This is a genomic window from Microbacterium sp. AISO3, from assembly GCF_002204305.1.
GTDB classification, from domain to species: domain Bacteria; phylum Actinomycetota; class Actinomycetes; order Actinomycetales; family Microbacteriaceae; genus Microbacterium; species Microbacterium arborescens.
The window spans coordinates 121,239-137,412 of the sequence record NZ_NHRF01000009.1 but is presented as its reverse complement, the minus strand read 5'-3'; the positions used below and the strand labels follow the sequence as shown (position 1 = coordinate 137,412).

At 69.7% G+C, this 16,174-nt stretch carries 15 protein-coding genes; 11 read left to right on the top strand and 4 right to left on the bottom strand.

Annotated elements, in window-relative coordinates:
- The first annotated feature begins 236 nt into the window (after positions 1-236).
- Together rplJ and rplL are read left to right on the top strand one after the other, a co-directional pair.
- Entirely contained in the window at positions 237-725 is a 489-nt protein-coding gene (rplJ, locus tag CBF90_RS13595) for a 50S ribosomal protein L10 (RefSeq protein WP_023952031.1), read from the top strand.
- A 48-nt stretch (positions 726-773) separates the two neighbouring features.
- The gene (rplL, locus tag CBF90_RS13590) at positions 774-1,157 is read left to right on the top strand and encodes a 50S ribosomal protein L7/L12 (protein ID WP_023952029.1); all 384 of its coding nucleotides are present in this window, start codon (positions 774-776) and stop codon (positions 1,155-1,157) included.
- Positions 1,158-1,254: 97 nt separating this feature from the next.
- On the opposite strand, the gene CBF90_RS13585 is transcribed toward rplL, so the two are convergent.
- Entirely contained in the window at positions 1,255-2,304 is a 1,050-nt protein-coding gene (locus CBF90_RS13585) for a LacI family DNA-binding transcriptional regulator (protein WP_023952027.1), read from the bottom strand.
- 269 nt (positions 2,305-2,573) lie between these two features.
- Between CBF90_RS13585 and CBF90_RS13580 the strand changes: the two genes are divergently transcribed.
- The 3 genes from CBF90_RS13580 to CBF90_RS13570 all read left to right on the top strand — a co-directional run bounded on the left by CBF90_RS13580 (position 2,574) and on the right by CBF90_RS13570 (position 6,327).
- Entirely contained in the window at positions 2,574-3,908 is a 1,335-nt protein-coding gene (locus CBF90_RS13580; RefSeq protein ID WP_023952025.1) for an ABC transporter substrate-binding protein, read from the top strand.
- Positions 3,909-4,018: 110 nt separating this feature from the next.
- A complete protein-coding gene (locus CBF90_RS13575) occupies positions 4,019-5,356 on the top strand; it encodes a carbohydrate ABC transporter permease (RefSeq protein WP_023952023.1) in 1,338 nt (445 codons plus the stop codon).
- Positions 5,356-6,327 (top strand): carbohydrate ABC transporter permease, encoded by a 972-nt coding sequence (locus CBF90_RS13570; protein ID WP_023952021.1) that lies wholly within the window; start codon positions 5,356-5,358, stop codon positions 6,325-6,327. Before CBF90_RS13575 ends, CBF90_RS13570 begins: the two co-directional genes overlap by 1 nt.
- Before the next feature lie 36 nt (positions 6,328-6,363).
- Here the strand turns inward: CBF90_RS13570 and CBF90_RS13565 are convergent, their stop codons facing one another.
- Both CBF90_RS13565 and CBF90_RS13560 read right to left on the bottom strand, forming a co-directional pair.
- Positions 6,364-7,059: a DUF305 domain-containing protein gene (locus tag CBF90_RS13565; RefSeq protein ID WP_306460408.1), complete on the bottom strand. Its 696-nt coding sequence runs from the start codon at positions 7,057-7,059 to the stop codon at positions 6,364-6,366.
- Positions 7,056-7,760: a DUF3105 domain-containing protein gene (locus tag CBF90_RS13560; RefSeq protein ID WP_023952017.1), complete on the bottom strand. Its 705-nt coding sequence runs from the start codon at positions 7,758-7,760 to the stop codon at positions 7,056-7,058. The genes CBF90_RS13565 and CBF90_RS13560 overlap by 4 nt, the downstream gene beginning before the upstream one ends.
- 252 nt (positions 7,761-8,012) lie before the next feature.
- Here CBF90_RS13560 and CBF90_RS13555 point away from each other — a divergent pair, with 252 nt between their 5' ends.
- The 3 genes from CBF90_RS13555 to CBF90_RS13545 are packed head-to-tail and all read left to right on the top strand — an operon-like array spanning position 8,013 to position 11,896.
- Positions 8,013-9,242, top strand: coding sequence for a multidrug effflux MFS transporter (locus tag CBF90_RS13555; protein WP_088380846.1), 1,230 nt, complete (start codon positions 8,013-8,015; stop codon positions 9,240-9,242).
- Positions 9,243-9,300: 58 nt separating this feature from the next.
- Positions 9,301-9,960, top strand: a complete 660-nt coding sequence (locus CBF90_RS13550) for a phosphatase PAP2 family protein (protein ID WP_088380838.1) — start codon at positions 9,301-9,303, stop codon at positions 9,958-9,960.
- Positions 9,961-9,970: 10 nt separating this feature from the next.
- Positions 9,971-11,896, top strand: coding sequence for a helicase HerA-like domain-containing protein (locus CBF90_RS13545; protein ID WP_088380837.1), 1,926 nt, complete (start codon positions 9,971-9,973; stop codon positions 11,894-11,896).
- A gap of 24 nt (positions 11,897-11,920) precedes the next feature.
- On the opposite strand, the gene CBF90_RS13540 is transcribed toward CBF90_RS13545, so the two are convergent.
- Entirely contained in the window at positions 11,921-13,396 is a 1,476-nt protein-coding gene (locus tag CBF90_RS13540; protein WP_023952009.1) for an MFS transporter, read from the bottom strand.
- 242 nt (positions 13,397-13,638) lie between these two features.
- On the opposite strand from CBF90_RS13540, the gene CBF90_RS13535 reads away from it, so the two are divergent.
- Genes CBF90_RS13535 through CBF90_RS13525 form a run of 3 tightly spaced genes read left to right on the top strand, consistent with a single transcriptional unit; the run spans position 13,639 to position 16,153 of the window.
- Positions 13,639-15,252, top strand: a complete 1,614-nt coding sequence (locus CBF90_RS13535) for an SDR family oxidoreductase (RefSeq protein ID WP_023952008.1) — start codon at positions 13,639-13,641, stop codon at positions 15,250-15,252.
- Complete coding sequence (locus CBF90_RS13530; RefSeq protein WP_023952005.1) at positions 15,249-15,725, top strand: molybdenum cofactor biosynthesis protein B; 477 nt, start codon at positions 15,249-15,251, stop codon at positions 15,723-15,725. The genes CBF90_RS13535 and CBF90_RS13530 overlap by 4 nt, the downstream gene beginning before the upstream one ends.
- On the top strand, positions 15,725-16,153 hold the full coding sequence (locus tag CBF90_RS13525) for a molybdenum cofactor biosynthesis protein MoaE (protein WP_064955969.1): 429 nt from the start codon (positions 15,725-15,727) through the stop codon (positions 16,151-16,153). Before CBF90_RS13530 ends, CBF90_RS13525 begins: the two co-directional genes overlap by 1 nt.
- The last annotated feature ends 21 nt before the right edge of the window (positions 16,154-16,174 follow it).

Below are 16,174 nucleotides of genomic sequence, written 5' to 3'. Positions count from 1 at the left end.
GATGGGGGGTGTGGGGGTATGGTGGGGGGTAAGCCAAAGACCGCTGGTCATCGGTGTGCGCGTGAGCGCACTCGTGATCGAAGCTCTGCACTGCAGGGGCCCGCGCAGGTGACACTGAACTTCTCCTTCGGGAACCGAGCTCCGTGCCTCTGCGCCGGAGCTTTTGTCATGTCCGGGGCTGGTCGAGGCCGGCGCTCCGCCACCGCGGGGCGTCAGGCACACATCAAGGAGTGACCATGGTGCAGAAGGACGCATCGGTCGCCGAGCTCACGAAGTCATTCGAGGACTCGACTGCCGTTCTGCTGACCGAGTACCGCGGTCTGACGGTGGCCCAGCTCAAGCAGCTGCGCAACAGCATCCGTCAGGACGCGAACTACGCCGTGGTGAAGAACACGCTGACCAAGATCGCCGCGAACAACGCGGGGATCACGTCGCTCGACGAGGACCTCAAGGGTCCCTCGGCCGTGGCGTTCGTGCACGGCGACTTCGTCGCCACCGCCAAGGCTCTGCGTGACTTCGCCAAGGCCAACCCGCTCCTCGTCATCAAGGGCGGCATCTTCGAGGGCAACGCCCTCACCGCCGACGAGGTCAACAAGTACGCCTCGCTCGAGAGCCGCGAGGTTCTGCTGGCCAAGGCCGCGGGCATGATGAAGGCGACGATGGGCAAGGCTGCCGCCACCATCGACGCGCTTCGCGAAAAGCTGGAGACCGCCGACGCCGCGTGAGCGACAGGCGAGCTCTTACACCAACCCCATCTATCTAGGAGATACATCATGGCGAAGCTTTCCACCGAGGAGCTGCTCGAGCAGTTCGCCGGCCTGACCCTCGTCGAGCTCAGCGAGTTCGTGAAGGCGTTCGAGGAGAAGTTCGACGTCACCGCTGCCGCCCCCGTCGCCGTCGCCGGCGCCGCTGGTGGCGCTGGTGCCGCTGAGGCCGAGGAGGAGAAGGACTCGTTCGACGTCATCCTCGAGGCTGCCGGCGACAAGAAGATCCAGGTCATCAAGACGGTCCGCGAGCTCACCTCGCTGGGCCTGGGCGAGGCCAAGGCTGTCGTCGACGGTGCTCCCAAGGCCGTCCTCGAGGGCGCGAACAAGGAGACCGCCGAGAAGGCGAAGGCCGCTCTCGAAGAGGCCGGCGCGACGGTCACCCTCAAGTAATTCCCCGCTCTCACTCGAGAGCAGCACGACGGCCCCGGATGCTGCATCCGGGGCCGTCGTCGTATCTCCCGGTCGTGCCGGGCCCGACGCGCCGAACTCAGTCGCGGCGGGAGAGGGTCGAGTCCCGGACGGCGACGGAGCTGTGTCCGGGGGCTCCCGCCGTCGTCCCCCGCACCACCATCCGCGGCTTGATGCGCATGGTCACCGTGTCGGCTTCGGGGTCCTCGATGTGGCGCAGGAGCAGCTCGACGGCGGCCCGGCCCTGCTCGTGGGGCACCTGTCGCAGCGTCGTCAGGGCGAACATCTCGGCGTTCACGTGGTCGTCGATGCCGACCACGCTCAGGGCGGAGGGGACGAGGATGCCGAGGCGGCGGGCCGCGATGATCGCGCCGATCGCGACGTCGTCGCAGGCCGCCACGATGCCGGTGGGCCGGGATGCCGGGTCGCTCAGGAGGTCGACGGCGGCGGCGTAGCCCGCGGGCATCGAGAGCTCCGCGGGCACGCGGGAGATCTCCGCCGCGAGGCCGGCGCGGCGCATCTCCGACTCATAGCCGGCGTAGCGCTCGGACTCGACGTGCGGCCAGCGGGTCGCATCGGTGCCGCCGAGGAACGCGATGCGGCGGTGCCCGAGCTCGACGAGGTGCGCCGTCGCGAGAGCCGTGGCGTGCGCGTCGTCGAGCGTGACGAGGCTCGTGTCGCCCTCGGTGCCGATGACGCTGACGACGGGCTTGCCCAGCGCCAGCAGTGCGTCGAGCTCGCTCTCGGCCGGTTCGAGGCCTACCGCGATGACACCGTCGAAGCGTCGACGGGCCAGGAAGTCCTCGAACACCCGCCGCCGGGTCTCGGTTCCCGGTCGGGCGTCGTACAGGGTGAGGTCGAGGCCGTGCTCGAGAAGTGCCGCCTGGATGCCCTCGAGGACCTCCCCGAAGAACCAGCGGCTGACATGCGGCATGACGACGCCGACCGTCTGGGTGCGACCGGTCGCGAGGCTCATGGCAGAGGAATGGGCGACGTACGACAGCTCCTGGGCCGCCGCGGCGACCCGCTGGCGGGTCTCCTCCGACACGTATCCCCGGCCGGAGAGGGCTCGGCTCGCCGTCGCCTTGGACACGCCTGCTCGGGTGGCGACGTCGGCGATGGTGCTCATGGGACCTCCTCGTCCGTTCGGGGAGACCTGCCGGGGGACTCCCACCAGAGCGTAGCGGTTTCCCGCGCGACCGGGAACCGGTTCCAGGCCCGTGCCGTGTGAGCGCTCCCACGATCGGGTGCACTACCACAGATGATGGTTGTCATTCCGTGATATTCCGCTGGTTGTGCCGGACTCGGCGGGACAGTAGGTTGTCCTGGAATCGGTTCCCCAATGGATGCGGACAAGGCTCCTCTGGGTGAACGATGATCCCGATAGAGGAGAAGTACATGGCATTGTCACAGCGATACCGTCTTCTTGCCCCCGTCGCTCTCATGGGCGCGGCAGCACTGGTGCTGGCTGGGTGCGCCGAAGGTGGCGGCGAAGGCGGCGGCGACGGCGGCGGCGACGCGAAGACGACCGTCCGCATCTCGGGCGGAATCACCGGTGGTGAGGCTGACGCGCTCAACGAGTCGTTCGCACAGTTCACCGAGGACACCGGCATCAAGGTCGAGTACACCGGCGACAAGTCCTTCGAGGGCAACATCGTCACCAAGGTGACCGGTGGCGATGCCCCCGACATCGCGATCGTCCCGCAGCCCGGTCTGCTGAAGACGCTCGTCGAGACCGGCAAGGTGCTGCCCGCATCCGAGGCCGTCGAGAGCGCGGTCGACGAGAACTGGTCGCCGGACTGGAAGAAGTACGGAACGTTCGACGACACCTTCTACGCGGCACCGATGCTCGCGAACCTGAAGGGCTACGTCTGGTACTCGCCCAAGCAGTTCGCCGAGTGGGGCGTCGAAGTGCCCAAGACGTGGGACGAGATGATCGCCCTCACCGACAAGATCGTCGAGACGACCGGCGGGCCCGCCTGGTGCGCCGGCTTCGCCTCCGACGCCGCCTCCGGCTGGCCGGGAACGGACTGGGTCGAGGACCTCGTCCTGCGTCAGGCCGGTCCCGAGGTCTACGACCAGTGGGTCGCCGGTGACGTGAAGTTCACCGATCCTCAGATCAAGTCGGCGTTCGACGCGGTGGGCGAGATCCTGCTCAACCCCGAGTACGTCAACGCGGGCTACGGCGACGTGAAGAGCATCAACTCGACCGCGTTCGGCGACGTCGCCGCGGCCGTCGCGAGCGGCGACTGCGCGCTCACGCACCAGGCCTCGTTCCTGTCGGCGAACTTCCTCGACGTGCAGACCGCCGACGGCGCGACCCCCGAGGTCGCTCCCGACGGTGACGTCTACGCCTTCCTGACCCCGGGGTACACCGAGGGCGAGCTCCAGGTCGAGGGCGGCGGCGAGTTCGTCGCGGCGTTCTCGGACGACGAGTCGACGCAGAAGGTTCTCGAGTTCATGGCCTCTCCCGAGTTCGCTGACGCGCGCGTCAAGCTCGGCGGCGTGATCTCGGCGAACAAGAACGCCGACCCCTCGCTCGCCTCGAGCGAGTTCCTCCAGGAAGCCATGACGACGCTGCAGGACGAGACCACGGTCTTCCGCTTCGACGCATCCGACCTGATGCCGTCCACGGTGGGCTCGGGCTCGTTCTGGAAGGGCATGGTCGACTGGATCGACGGCAAGGACACCGAGACGGTCCTGTCCGACATCCAGGCCGGTTACGAGAACTGATCGTCGCCTGACGATCGGTTGAGCCGAGCGGGGTCGGGCTGCACAAGCCCGGCCCCGCTCCTCCCGTCCGTACCGCCCGGGTACGCCGCTGTACTCAGAAGGGGATCCACATGTCGCAGACGACCGTCGACAGACCTGTCGACACCGAACCTCCCACCACCACCCATGCCACCGATCCGAAGGGGAGGTCGATCACCCGGATCGTCGTCGCCGTCGGCTTCGCCCTGATCGTCGCCATCCTGCTGCTGCTGATCTTCACCGGATCGAGCGAGGAATCGGCGCGCATCACGATCGGGTTCTCACTCAACAGCTTCTTCCTCTGGCTGGGCGCGATGAACCCGCTCATCCAGATCCCCGTGATCCTGGCCGTCTTCGGGCTCGTCGTGGGCATCATCCTGGTGCTCATCGAGTACGCGCCCCGGCCGGGTCGCGGCTACTTCATCATGCGGCTCGTCGCGTGCCTGGTCATCCCGGTGCTCGCGTTCCTGCTGCTGCGCCCCTACGCCAACGCCGTCCTCTACGTCGTCGCGATCGCGCTGCTCGTCGGTGCGCTGCTCTTCTTCGCGGACTTCCGGTCGCGCCAGGGCGCGGGCTACCTGTTCCAGCTCATCCTCTTCATGGCCCCGGCCAGCATCATGCTGGCGCTCGGACTGATCTACCCGGCCATCGCCACGATCTTCAAGTCGTTCTACGACAAGTCGGGCGAGCAGTTCGTGGGCCTCGAGAACTACTTCTGGGTGTTCACGAACCCGACGGGCACGGCCTCGGTCGTCAACACGATCCTGTGGGCGCTCCTCGCTCCGACGATCTCGGTCGCCATCGGACTCGCCTACGCGGTGTTCATCGACCGCGCCCGCGGCGAGAAGGTGCTCAAGGTCCTCGTGTTCATGCCGGTCGCGATCTCGTTCGTCGGTGCCGGCATCATCTGGAAGTTCATGTACGACGCGCGGCAGGGGGAGCAGGTCGGCCTGCTCAACGCGATCGTCACGGCGTTCGGCGGCGATCCGATCCAGTGGCTCGCCATCAAGCCGGTCATCAACACCCTCATGCTCCTGGTGGTCTTCATCTGGACCCAGACCGGATTCGCCATGGTGATCCTCTCCGCCGCGATCAAGGCGGTGCCGACCGAGCAGCTCGAGGCGGCGCAGCTGGACGGGACGAACGCCTGGCAGCGGTTCCGCAATGTCACGGTGCCCGGCATCCGCTCGTCGCTGATCGTGGTGCTCACGACCATCACGATCGCATCGCTGAAGGTGTACGACATCGTGGCGGTCATGACCGGCGGCCGCGATGAGACGACCGTGCTCGGCTTCGAGATGGTCAACCAGCAGCAGCGGTTCCAGAGCTACGGGCACTCGTCCGCGCTCGCCGTCGTGCTGTTCCTGTTCGTCCTGCCGCTGATCATCTACAACGCCCGATCGATGGCCAAGCAGAGGGAGATCCGCTGATGACCGTTGCAGCCCCGGCCGCGCCCGTCGACACCCGCACCAAGCGCCAGGTGGCGCGCGACACACGCCGCAACGAGGCGATCGCCCACAAGAAGCTGACGTCGAAGGGCGCGACCATCGCGGCCGTCATCATCGCCGTCTTCTGGACGATCCCGACGTTCGGCCTGTTCGTGACCTCGTTCCGGCCCGGTGCCGACACCCAGTCCACCGGCTGGTGGACCGTCTTCGCCAACCCGGAGTTCACCCTCGACAACTACGCCGAGGCGCTGACGGCCGGAGGAACGTCGACGACGCTCGCCTCGGCGTTCATCAACTCGCTCGCGATCACCATCCCCGCGACGGTGTTCCCGATCGTGATGGCCGCCCTTGCCGCCTACGCGTTCGCGTGGATCGACTTCAAGGGCCGCAGCGCGCTGTTCGTGTTCGTCTTCGCGCTGCAGATCGTGCCGCTGCAGATGGCGCTCGTGCCGCTGCTCAGCCTCTTCTCGGAGGGGCTGACCATCAACGACGTGCCGATCTTCCCCGGGTTCGGTCTCAACGAGGTGCAATACAGCTTCGCCCGCGTCTGGATCGCCCACGCGATCTTCGCCCTGCCGCTGGCGACGTTCATGCTGCACAACTTCATCGCCGAGATCCCGGGAGAGATCATCGAGGCGGCGCGGGTCGACGGCGCCGGCCACGGGCAGGTCTTCTTCCGCATCATCGTCCCGCTGGCAGCTCCGGCGATCGCGTCGTTCGCGATCTTCCAGTTCCTGTGGGTGTGGAACGACCTGCTGGTCGCGACGATCTTCGCGTCGCCGGGCGCTCTGCCGATCACGCAGGCGCTCAACTCGCTGTCGGGCACGTGGGGCAACCGCTGGTTCCTGCAGTCGGCGGGAACCTTCATCTCGATCATCGTGCCGCTGATCGTGTTCTTCGCGCTGCAGCGCTTCTTCGTGCGCGGCCTGCTGGCAGGTGCGACGAAGGGCTGATCGGGAGGAGCGGATGCCGCTGGGGTGCGGGGGCTGTCAGCCCTCGCACCCCAGTCTTTGCTGGATCGAGCGCATCAGGTCGATCTCGGCGCTCTGCGTCTCGATGACGCCGCCGGCGACCTGAACGGCCCGCGGGTCGCTGCCGAGGTCGACGAGGGCCTGGGCCATGGGGATGGCCCCCTGGTGGTGGCGGATCATGAGGCCGAGGAACGTGCAGTCGGCGGCGACGCCGGTCTCGGCATCCAGCTGCGCCAGCTGAGCGGGCGTGGCCATGCCCATCTCGGCGCGGAGCTCTTCGTCGCTCGGCTGCTGCGCCTGAGTCCCGTGGTTGTGAGCGGGGTGCCCGACCATCCACTGCATGAGGGGAGCGGTGGATGCCTGCGGCAGCCCCCACTGGACGAGCCAGTCGTAGAACTCTCCGCGCTGGCCGGCCTGGGCCGTGGCGATGTCGAACGCGAGCGTGCGGATGCCCTCGTCCTCGGTCTTGCGATAGATCGTCATCGCCATCTCGATCGCCTGCGTGTGGTGCACCTGCATGTCGCGGGCGAAGCCGGCCTCGGGGGAGGAGTTGCCGGGAACCGACGGGGAGGTGCCGAAGGCGGAGAAGCGCCCGACGGCGAACGCCGCCCCCGCGACCGCGAGGACGATGAGGAGCACCGCCCACCAGCGCAGGCCGGTGGGCGGCGGGACCGAGCCCTGCGACTCGGTCTCCACCGCGAGGTCGTCGGTCACGCCTTGCCGGGCCCGTCGATCGCGCCCGAGCAGATCGCGTTCGGCTCGGGGACGTTCTGGCTGCGCCAGTACTCGGTGAAGAAGTCGCGGATGCGCTCGTCATCGGCCGAGTCGACCTTCAGCTGCGCGTTCCAGGCGCTCACGGCGATGGGGGTGTCCATGTCGGGGTAGGGCGTCAGCAGCGCGTACGTGCTCGGCATGTAGCCCTCGAGGGTCTCGATGTCGGCATCCGAGACCTGGGCCGGGTCGTACGTGATCCAGACGGCGCCGTGCTCCATCGAGTGGACGGCGTTCTCGTTCGCCTGCGGCTCGGTGTAGACGCCGCAGTTGAGCCAGTACGGGTTGTGCTCGCCGCCGGCCGGCGGGTTCTGAGGGTACTCGACGGTGCCCTCGACGTGCGTCGTGATGTTCTGGAACGTCTCGACGCCGGGGATCTCGCGACCCGTGCTGTTGCCCGCCTCGTACGTGACGGGCCGAGGCGCGAGGACCACAGACGCGGCGATGAGGCCCACCACGGCGACCGCGGCGGTCGAGCCGACGACCCACCAGGTCAGCTTGCTGCGACGTCGCTTCGCCAGCTGCTTCTGGTACTCGGCGAGCTTGGCCTGCTTCTGCTGCTCGCGCTGCTGCTTGACGGTGAGGTTGATCTGGGCCTGGGCGGCAGGATTGCCGCTCGTTCGCTTGTCGGCGGACGGAGTCATTGCTGTGACCTCGGTTCGGGGGCAAGGGGAGTGTCGGAGCGCGCGCGGCGCGGAGCCAGCCTATGCGCGTGAATGGTGAATCGGCTGAGAGGCGCGAACGACGCGAACCGGGCGCGGGTTACGATAGAAGGTCGCTCGAAAACGCTGCTGCCACGAAACGAAGAAGACGTGCCCGAAACTCCTCCCCATCATTCCTCCTCCGCCACCGGGGCGATCCGCACGCTGGGCTCGAACCCCGCCACGGCGCCCATCATGCTGCATCCGGGTGACGCGATCCCGACCTCGCGCCGCGTCATCTACATCATCCTGCTCGGCGCGCTGACGGCGCTCGGGCCCTTCACGATCGATCTCTACCTTCCCGCCTTCCCCGCGCTGGAAGCCGACTTCCAGACGACGGCGGCGGCGATTCAGCTCACGCTCACCGGAACGATGGTCGGCTTCGCGCTGGGGCAGCTCATCGTCGGCCCGCTCAGCGACAAGCTGGGGCGCCGCGTCCCGCTGCTGTGCGTGACCGCGCTCCACGTGCTCTCGAGCACGGCCGCCGCCATCGCCCCGACCCTCGAGCTGCTGAGTGCGGCTCGGGTCTTCATGGGCATCGGCGCGGCCGCGGGCGGTGTCGTCGCGATGGCGATCGTCCGCGACCTGTTCGGCGGACGCCGGCTCGTGGTGATGCTGAGCCGACTCGCCCTGGTCTCCGGTGTCGCCCCGGTCGCCGCCCCGCTCGTCGGCTCGGGCCTGCTGACGGTCATGCCCTGGCGCGGCATCTTCGTCGTGCTCGCCGCGTACGGCGCGGTGATGCTGATCGCCTCGCTCTTCCTCGTGCCCGAGACCCTGCCCAAGGCGCGCCGCCGCGACAGCGGTTCCGCCACGGTGTGGCAGCGCTACCGCAGCGTCCTGAGCGATCGCATCTTCATCGGCGTGCTGATCATCGGCGGCATGACCTTCAGCGGACTGTTCTCGTACCTGTCGTCGTCGTCGTTCCTCTTCCAGCAGACCTACGGCTTCGATCCGCAGCAGTACGGCGTCCTGTTCGCCGTCAACTCGCTCGGCGTCGTCCTGGGCGTGCAGACGGCGTCGCGGCTCGCCGCCCGCTTCGGCCCGCAGTGGGTCATGGCGGTCTCGACCGCCGTGCTCGTCATCGCGGGGGCCGCCATCATCGTCACCGACCAGCTGGGGCTGGGCCTGTGGGGCACGGTCGTGCCGCTGTTCTTCTTCATCACGGCGTGCGGCTTCACCTTCCCCTGCGTGCAGGTGCTCGCTCTCGACCGTCACGGCCGCGCCGCCGGAACCGCGGCATCGCTGATCGGCGCCGTCAACTTCGGCGTCGCCGGCTTCATCTCGCCGCTCGCGGCGTGGATCTCGGGCGGCTCGGGCATCACTGCCACGACGATGGCCTCGGTGATGGCGGGGTGCGCCGTGGTGGCGGTCCTCTCGCTGTGGCTCGTCGTGCGCCCGCGCAGCGTTCCGCAGCTCTCTCCCTGATCGACGCTTCCGGCGCAAGGGGCGGAGCCGAATCGGCCAACGCCGACACAATGGACCGATGAACGACGCCCCGCCGACCGACCCCCGCCGACTCTGGCCGCGCCGTGCCGCCATCGGAATCGTCCTGATGGTGGCGGGCGCGCTGCTGGGGTGGTGGCTGTTCACGCAGCTGGGCCAGCCCTTCGCCGTCGATCGGTGGTGGAACGAGACGCTGCCGGCCGATCCGGGGGCGGTCGGACTCGTGTTCGGGCTCGTGATGAACCGGATCGGCGGGACGTGGGTGGGGGTGTTCGCGATCCCGATCGCGGTCGCCGTGGCGCTGATCGTGCTGCGCCGGCCCTGGGCTGCGGGTTACTTCCTGGTGGCATCGGCGTTGAGCGCGCTCGTGGTGCAGCTGATCAAGCACCTCGTGGACAGATCGCGACCCGAAGACATCCTCGTCACGACGGATGCCGGCTCATTCCCGTCCGGGCATACAGCCAATGCGGCCACGATCGCCGTCGTCGCCGTCATCCTCTTTCCGCGCATCTGGGTCGCGATCATCGGGGTCGTGTGGACGGTGCTGATGGCGCTCAGCCGCACGGTCGTGCACGCGCACTGGCTCTCCGACACGGTCGGGGGGATGCTGGTGGGGGCGGGCGTCGCCCTCGTGGTGGCCGCGATGTTCACCGAGCAGCTCGAACGGGAGCGACGCGCGGTTCAGGAGCGGCGGGGCTAGGCTCACCGCCATGAGCGTCTCGCCCGACGATCCGGCCGTTCCTTCCGCTGCCGCGGTCGCTGCGGCCGATCTCGCCCGGCTGCGCGCCGAGGCGGAGGCCGCCGAGGCAGCCCTCGTCGCCGCACGGGCGCGCGCCGCCCTGGCCGCCGCCGAAGCGGATGCCGCCCGTGCTGCGGCCGGGCGACCCGAGTCGTCGGGTCCGGACGGGAAAGCCGAGCCGGCGGCTGCGGTCCCGCCACCCGAGCCGTCGGAGTCGGCGGGGGAACCCGAGCCCGCCGATGCGGCGGGTCCTCTCGACGGATCCGAGGTCGACGACATCCGCCGGGGCTACGCGTTCGACGGGCCCGCCCTCGAGCTCGGGGCTCTCCTGAACGGCGAGCCGCTGCGCGATGCGCCGGTCCGCATCCCGCTCGCGATGACGAACCGTCCCGGTCTCGTGGCAGGCGCCACCGGCACGGGCAAGACGCGCACCCTTCAGGTTCTCGCGGAGCAGCTCGCGGCGAACGGTGTGCCGGTGTTCGCCGCCGACATCAAGGGCGACCTGTCGGGACTGGCCGAGCCGGGGGAGACGAGCGAGAAGCTGCTCTTCCGGACGGGCGCCATCGGGCAGGAGTGGACGCCGCGCTCTTTCGCGACGGAGTTCCTCGCGCTCGGCGACCGCGGAGCGGGAACGCCCGTGCGCGCGACCGTCTCGGGCTTCGGTCCGCTGCTGCTGAGCCGCGTGCTCGGGCTCAACGCGACGCAGGAGTCGAGCCTCGGTCTCGTCTTCCACTACGCCGACGCCAACGGCCTGGCGCTCGTCGACCTCGCCGACCTGCGCGCGGTGCTGACCTACCTCACGAGCGATGACGGCAAAGCCGAGCTCGCCGAGCTCGGCGGACTCTCGAAAGCCACGGCCGGTGTCATCCTCCGCGAGCTCGTCACCTTCGCCGATGCCGGGGCCGACGTCTTCTTCGGCGAACCGGAGTTCGACGTCCGCGACCTTCTGCGCACCACCGACGCGGGCGAGGGCGTCATCACCCTGCTGGAGGTACCCGGTGTGGCCGACCGGCCGGTGCTCTACTCGACGTTCCTCATGTACCTGCTGGCCGAGCTGTTCGAGGTGCTCCCCGAGGTCGGCGATGCCGACAAACCGGGGCTCGTGTTCTTCTTCGACGAGGCGCATCTGCTGTTTCGCGACGCGTCGAAGGACTTCCTCGCCGCCGTCGTCCAGACCGTCCGCCTCATCCGCTCGAAGGGCGTCGGCGTCTTCTTCGTCACGCAGACGCCCAAGGACGTGCCGTCCGACGTTCTGGCGCAGCTGGGCTCGCGCGTGCAGCACGCGCTGCGGGCCTTCACGCCCGACGACGTCACCGCCCTGCGCGCGAGCGTGCGCACCTACCCGCGCTCGGGCTACGACCTCGAGCGGGTCCTCCAGGAGCTCGGCACCGGCGAGGCGATCGTCACGGTGATGAACGAGAAGGGCGCGCCCACGCCCGTCGCCGGGACGCGGCTCCGCGCGCCGCAGGCCGCGATGTCGCCGGCGACGGCAGCGGAGGTCGAGGCCCGCGTGTCGGCATCCGAGATCCGGCCGCGCTACGCCGAGGCGATCGACCGCGAGTCGGCGCGCGAGATCCTCACAGCCCGCATGAACGCGGCCCAGGCGGCGCTCGACGCGGCCGAGGCCGAGGCCGCGCGCCGCAAGGCCGAGCAGGACGCCGCGAAGCTGCGCGCCAAGGCCGACGCCGCCTACGCGAAGCAGCTCGCAGCCATCCGCAAGCAGGCCGCGGCCGACGAGGCGAAAGAGCGTCGCGAATACGACCGGATGCTGCGCAGCATGACCTCGAACACGCGGTCGCGCCGGAAGACGCCGGCGGAGCAGATCCTCGGCTCGCGTGCGGCCCAGGAGGTGCTGACCGGCGTCATCCGGGGCATCTTCGGCACCGGGCGGCGCTGAGGACGCGCCCGGGCCGACGGCGCCTCAGGGGCGGACGATGTCGAGCGGCATCGTCGAGGTGTCGATGCGCGGATCGTCGTCCTGCCCGGCGACGAGAGCCTCGGCCTCGGCGATCGTCTCGACCGTCGGCACGGAGCCGAGGAGGGGCCGCTGGGCCGTCTCGCGCATCGCGAAGAGCGCGACGGCGGCGAGAGCCGAGAAGAACATGATGTAGAACGCTGGCATGTACGTGTTGCCCGTCCACTCGATGAGCGCCTGGCTGAACAGCGGGGTCGTGCCGCCGAAGAGCGACACGGCCAGGTTGTAGGCGATGCCCATCGCGCCGAAGCGGGTGGCGGTGGGGAACAGTGCCGGCAGGGCGCTCGCCGAGATCGCGACGAACAGCGCCACCGGCACCGCGATGATGCCCAGCGCGATGAAGACCGCCCACAGCTCGCCGATCTGCATGATCGCGAACGCCGGCACCGTCAGGACGAGCGACGCTCCGATCGCGAATGCGTAGATGCGCCGCCGGCCGAAGCGGTCGCTGAGCCTGCCGACGAAGGGCAGGGTCGCCGACATCACCACGAGCACGGGAACCGTCGCCACCGCGGCGGAGAGGTTCGAGAGTCCGACCTCCTTCTCGAGATAGGTCGGCATGTAGCTGGTCAGCGCGTAGCCGGCCGTGTTGGTCGCCGCGACGATCGCCACGGCGACGAGGATCGTCCGCCAGTGGTGGCGCAGGATGCCGCCGATGCCGTGACGAGCCATCGGGTCGTCCTTGCTGGGCGCCGCGGCCGACTCCGACTCCTGCTCGAACGCCGGGGTCTCGGGGATGCGCAGGCGGAACCAGATGGCGACGATGCCGAGCGGGATGGCGACGAGGAACGGGATGCGCCAGCCGCCGTCGACCATCGCGTCGGGGCCCCAGAGTCCCTGCGTGATGAGGGTCGTCAGCGCGACGACCGTGGCGCCGGCGGCGAAGCCGACGTACGAGCCGACGTCGAGCCACGAGGCCCAGAAGCCCCGCGAGCGGTCGGGTGAGAACTCGGTCACGTACGTCGAGGCCCCGGCGTACTCGCCGCCGGTCGAGAAGCCCTGCACCATCTTCAGCACATACAGGGGCACGACCGCCCAGATGCCGATCTGCGCCGAGGTCGGCAGCAGGCCGATGAGCGCGGTCGCGGTCGCCATCATCGCCATCGTCAGGAACAGGACCTTCTGCCGCCCGATCCGGTCGCCGAGGGGGCCGAGCACGATCCCGCCCAGGGGACGCACGAGGAACGACACGGCGAAGCCGAGGAGGGTCACCAGCAGGCCCCACGGGTCGGGGATGTCCTCGGCGAAGACGACGGTGAGCGTCACGGCGAGGTAGCCGTAGATGCCGAAGTCGAACCATTCCATGAAGTTGCCGACGACGGTGCCCGAGATGGCGGTTCGGACCTTCTTGCGTTCGACGACGATGACGTCGTCGACCTCGAGACGTCGGCGGGCGGGCCGCTTCGTGCGCGTGCGTGACATATTCGGTTCTCCTCCGGCAGCGTCGCCGGGCTCGGGTCGCCAGACGACTGTCCTTCGCTCACGGGAGCGTAGACCCCGGTGCCGGGGCGGGCGCAATCTCGCGCGGGGGCGTTGCGATCCGGCGCATCGCCGCCTATCGCGCGCGCGTGAGGCGACGCGGACACAGTGCCCGGGCGGCAACGGGCGATCCGTCGCATGTCAAGTCGTGTCGGTCGGGACCGGTCCGCGCCTACCGTCTGATCATGACCGAGCTGACCGCACCTACCGGACACGAGCCCGAGCTGCAGGCGCAGCCCCGACCGGACGGATCGGCGCCGCGAGCCCTCGTCCTCGGCGCCACCGGATACATCGGCGGACGGCTCGTGCCACGTCTCGTCGCGGCGGGATACCGCGTGCGCGTGCTGGCGCGCACGCCCGAACGCGTCGCGAGCTTTCCGTGGGGCGACGCCGTCGAGATCGTGGGCGGCTCGGCCGACGACGCGGATGCCGTCGCCGAGGCCGTGTCCGACGTGGACGTCGTCTACTACCTGATCCACTCGATGGGGGCGGGGGCAGGCTTCGAGGAGGCCGACGAACGGGCCGCCCGCACGGTCGCCGATGCCGCGGCGGCGGCATCCGTGAAGCGCATCGTCTATCTCGGCGGCCTCCACCCCTCCGATGCCGAGTTGTCGCCGCACCTGCGCTCGCGCGTGGAGGTCGGCGAGATCCTGCTGGAGTCCGGCGTGCCGACCCTCGTGCTGCAGGCGGGCGTCGTCATCGGGTCAGGGTCGGCGTCGTTCGAGATGGTGCGTCACCTCACCGACGTGCTGCCGTACATGCCGGCGCCCAAGTGGGTGCGAAACCGCATCCAGCCGATCGCGGTCCGCGACGTGCTGCACTACCTGCTCGGCGCGGCGCGCGTGGATCCCGAGCTGAACCGCGCCGTCGACATCGGCGGTCCCGACGTGCTGCGCTACGGGCAGATGATGAACGGATACGCCCTCGAGGCGGGCCTGCGGCAGCGGGCGATCGCGGCCCTGCCGGTGCTCACACCCGGGCTCGCCTCGCACTGGGTGAACCTCGTGACGCCCGTGCCGCGCGCCATCGCACGCCCGCTCATCGCGTCGCTCCAGAACGAGTGCGTCATGGACGACCACGACATCGACGACATCATCCCGCAGCCCGAGGGAGGCCTGACGTCGTACCGGACGAGCGTGCGGCTGGCGCTCGGCCGGGTGGATGCCGACGAGGTCGAGACGAGCTGGCAGGACGCCGACGTGCTCGGCGCGCCGAGCGATCCGCTGCCGAGCGACCCCGAGTGGGCGGGCCGGACCGTCTTCACCGACGAGCGCTCCGCCGACACGAGCGCCTCGCCCGAGCGGCTCTGGGAGGTCATCGCCGGCATCGGCGGCACGAACGGCTGGTACTCGGCGCGCGCGCTGTGGGAGATCCGCGGCTGGATGGACCGCCTGGTCGGCGGCATCGGCCTCGCGCGCGGGCGCCGCAGCCGGGGCAAGGTGCGGGTCGGGGACGCGATCGACTTCTGGCGTGTCGAGGCCGTCGAGGAGGGGCGCCTGCTGCGTCTGCGTGCCGAGATGCGGGTGCCGGGGGAGGCCTGGCTCGAGCTGAAGGTCGCCCCGCGCGAGGGCGGTGCCCGGTACGAGCAGCGCGCGATCTTCTTCCCGCGCGGACTGGCCGGGCGACTGTACTGGCTCGGCGTGCTGCCGTTCCACGGCCTCATCTTCACCGCGATGGCGACGCGCATCACCGAGATGGCAGAAGGAAAGGTCGAGGAAGGGCGGATCGCCGTCGAGAACACCCACGCCGACGACGACACCGCGCGAGCGGGTGCGGACGCCCCTAGGGTGGGGTCGTGAGCCGTTCCGCCGCCGTCATCACCGTGTCCGATCGCTCGGCCCGGGGTGAGCGTCCGGATGCGGCCGGTCCCGTCGCCGTCGAGGCCTTGCGCGCCGCGGGATGGGACTGCGCCGACGCCGCCGTCGTCGCCGACGGTGCTGCCTCGGTGGCCGGGGCGCTGCGGGCCGCGATCGCAGGCGGAGCGCGTCTGATCGTCACGACCGGCGGAACCGGCGTGGCGCCGCGCGACGAGACTCCCGAAGGCACCGGCGAGGTCATCGAGCGTGAGCTGCCCGGCGTGGCCGAAGAGCTGCGCCGGCGCGGTGTAGCCGAGACGCCCACGGCCGTCCTCTCACGCGGGCGAGCAGGGGTGGCCGGGCGAACGCTCATCGTGAACCTGCCGGGGTCGCCACGCGCCGTGGCATCCGGTATCGACGTGGTGACGGGGATCGCCGGGCACGTCGTCGCTCAGCTCGACGGGCACGATCACTGATGGGCGAGATCCGCATCGCCCGCATCACCGCGGAGCCCCTCGACGTCTCCCAGCATCTCGCGGCCGTCGATTCCCCCGCTATCGGGGCCGTGACGAGCTTCGTCGGGACCGTGCGCGATCACGACCCGGATGCCGCCGGCGCGGTCTCGGCGCTTCACTACGAGGCTCACCCCGACGCCGAGACGACACTGCGGGCCATCGCTGCGGCCGCGCTCGGCGACCGCGACGGCATCGTGGCGGTCAGTCACCGCATCGGCGACCTCGCGGTGGGGGATGCCGCCGTCGTCATCGCGGTGGGCACGGCGCACCGGGGCGACGCATTCGAGGTGTGCCGCGAGCTGATCGAGGCGATCAAGCGCGAGCTGCCGATCTGGAAGCAGCAGATCGAGGCGGACGGCACGACGGCGTGGAAGGGGATCGGCGGCTGATCCTCTCGGACGGCGGGTGAC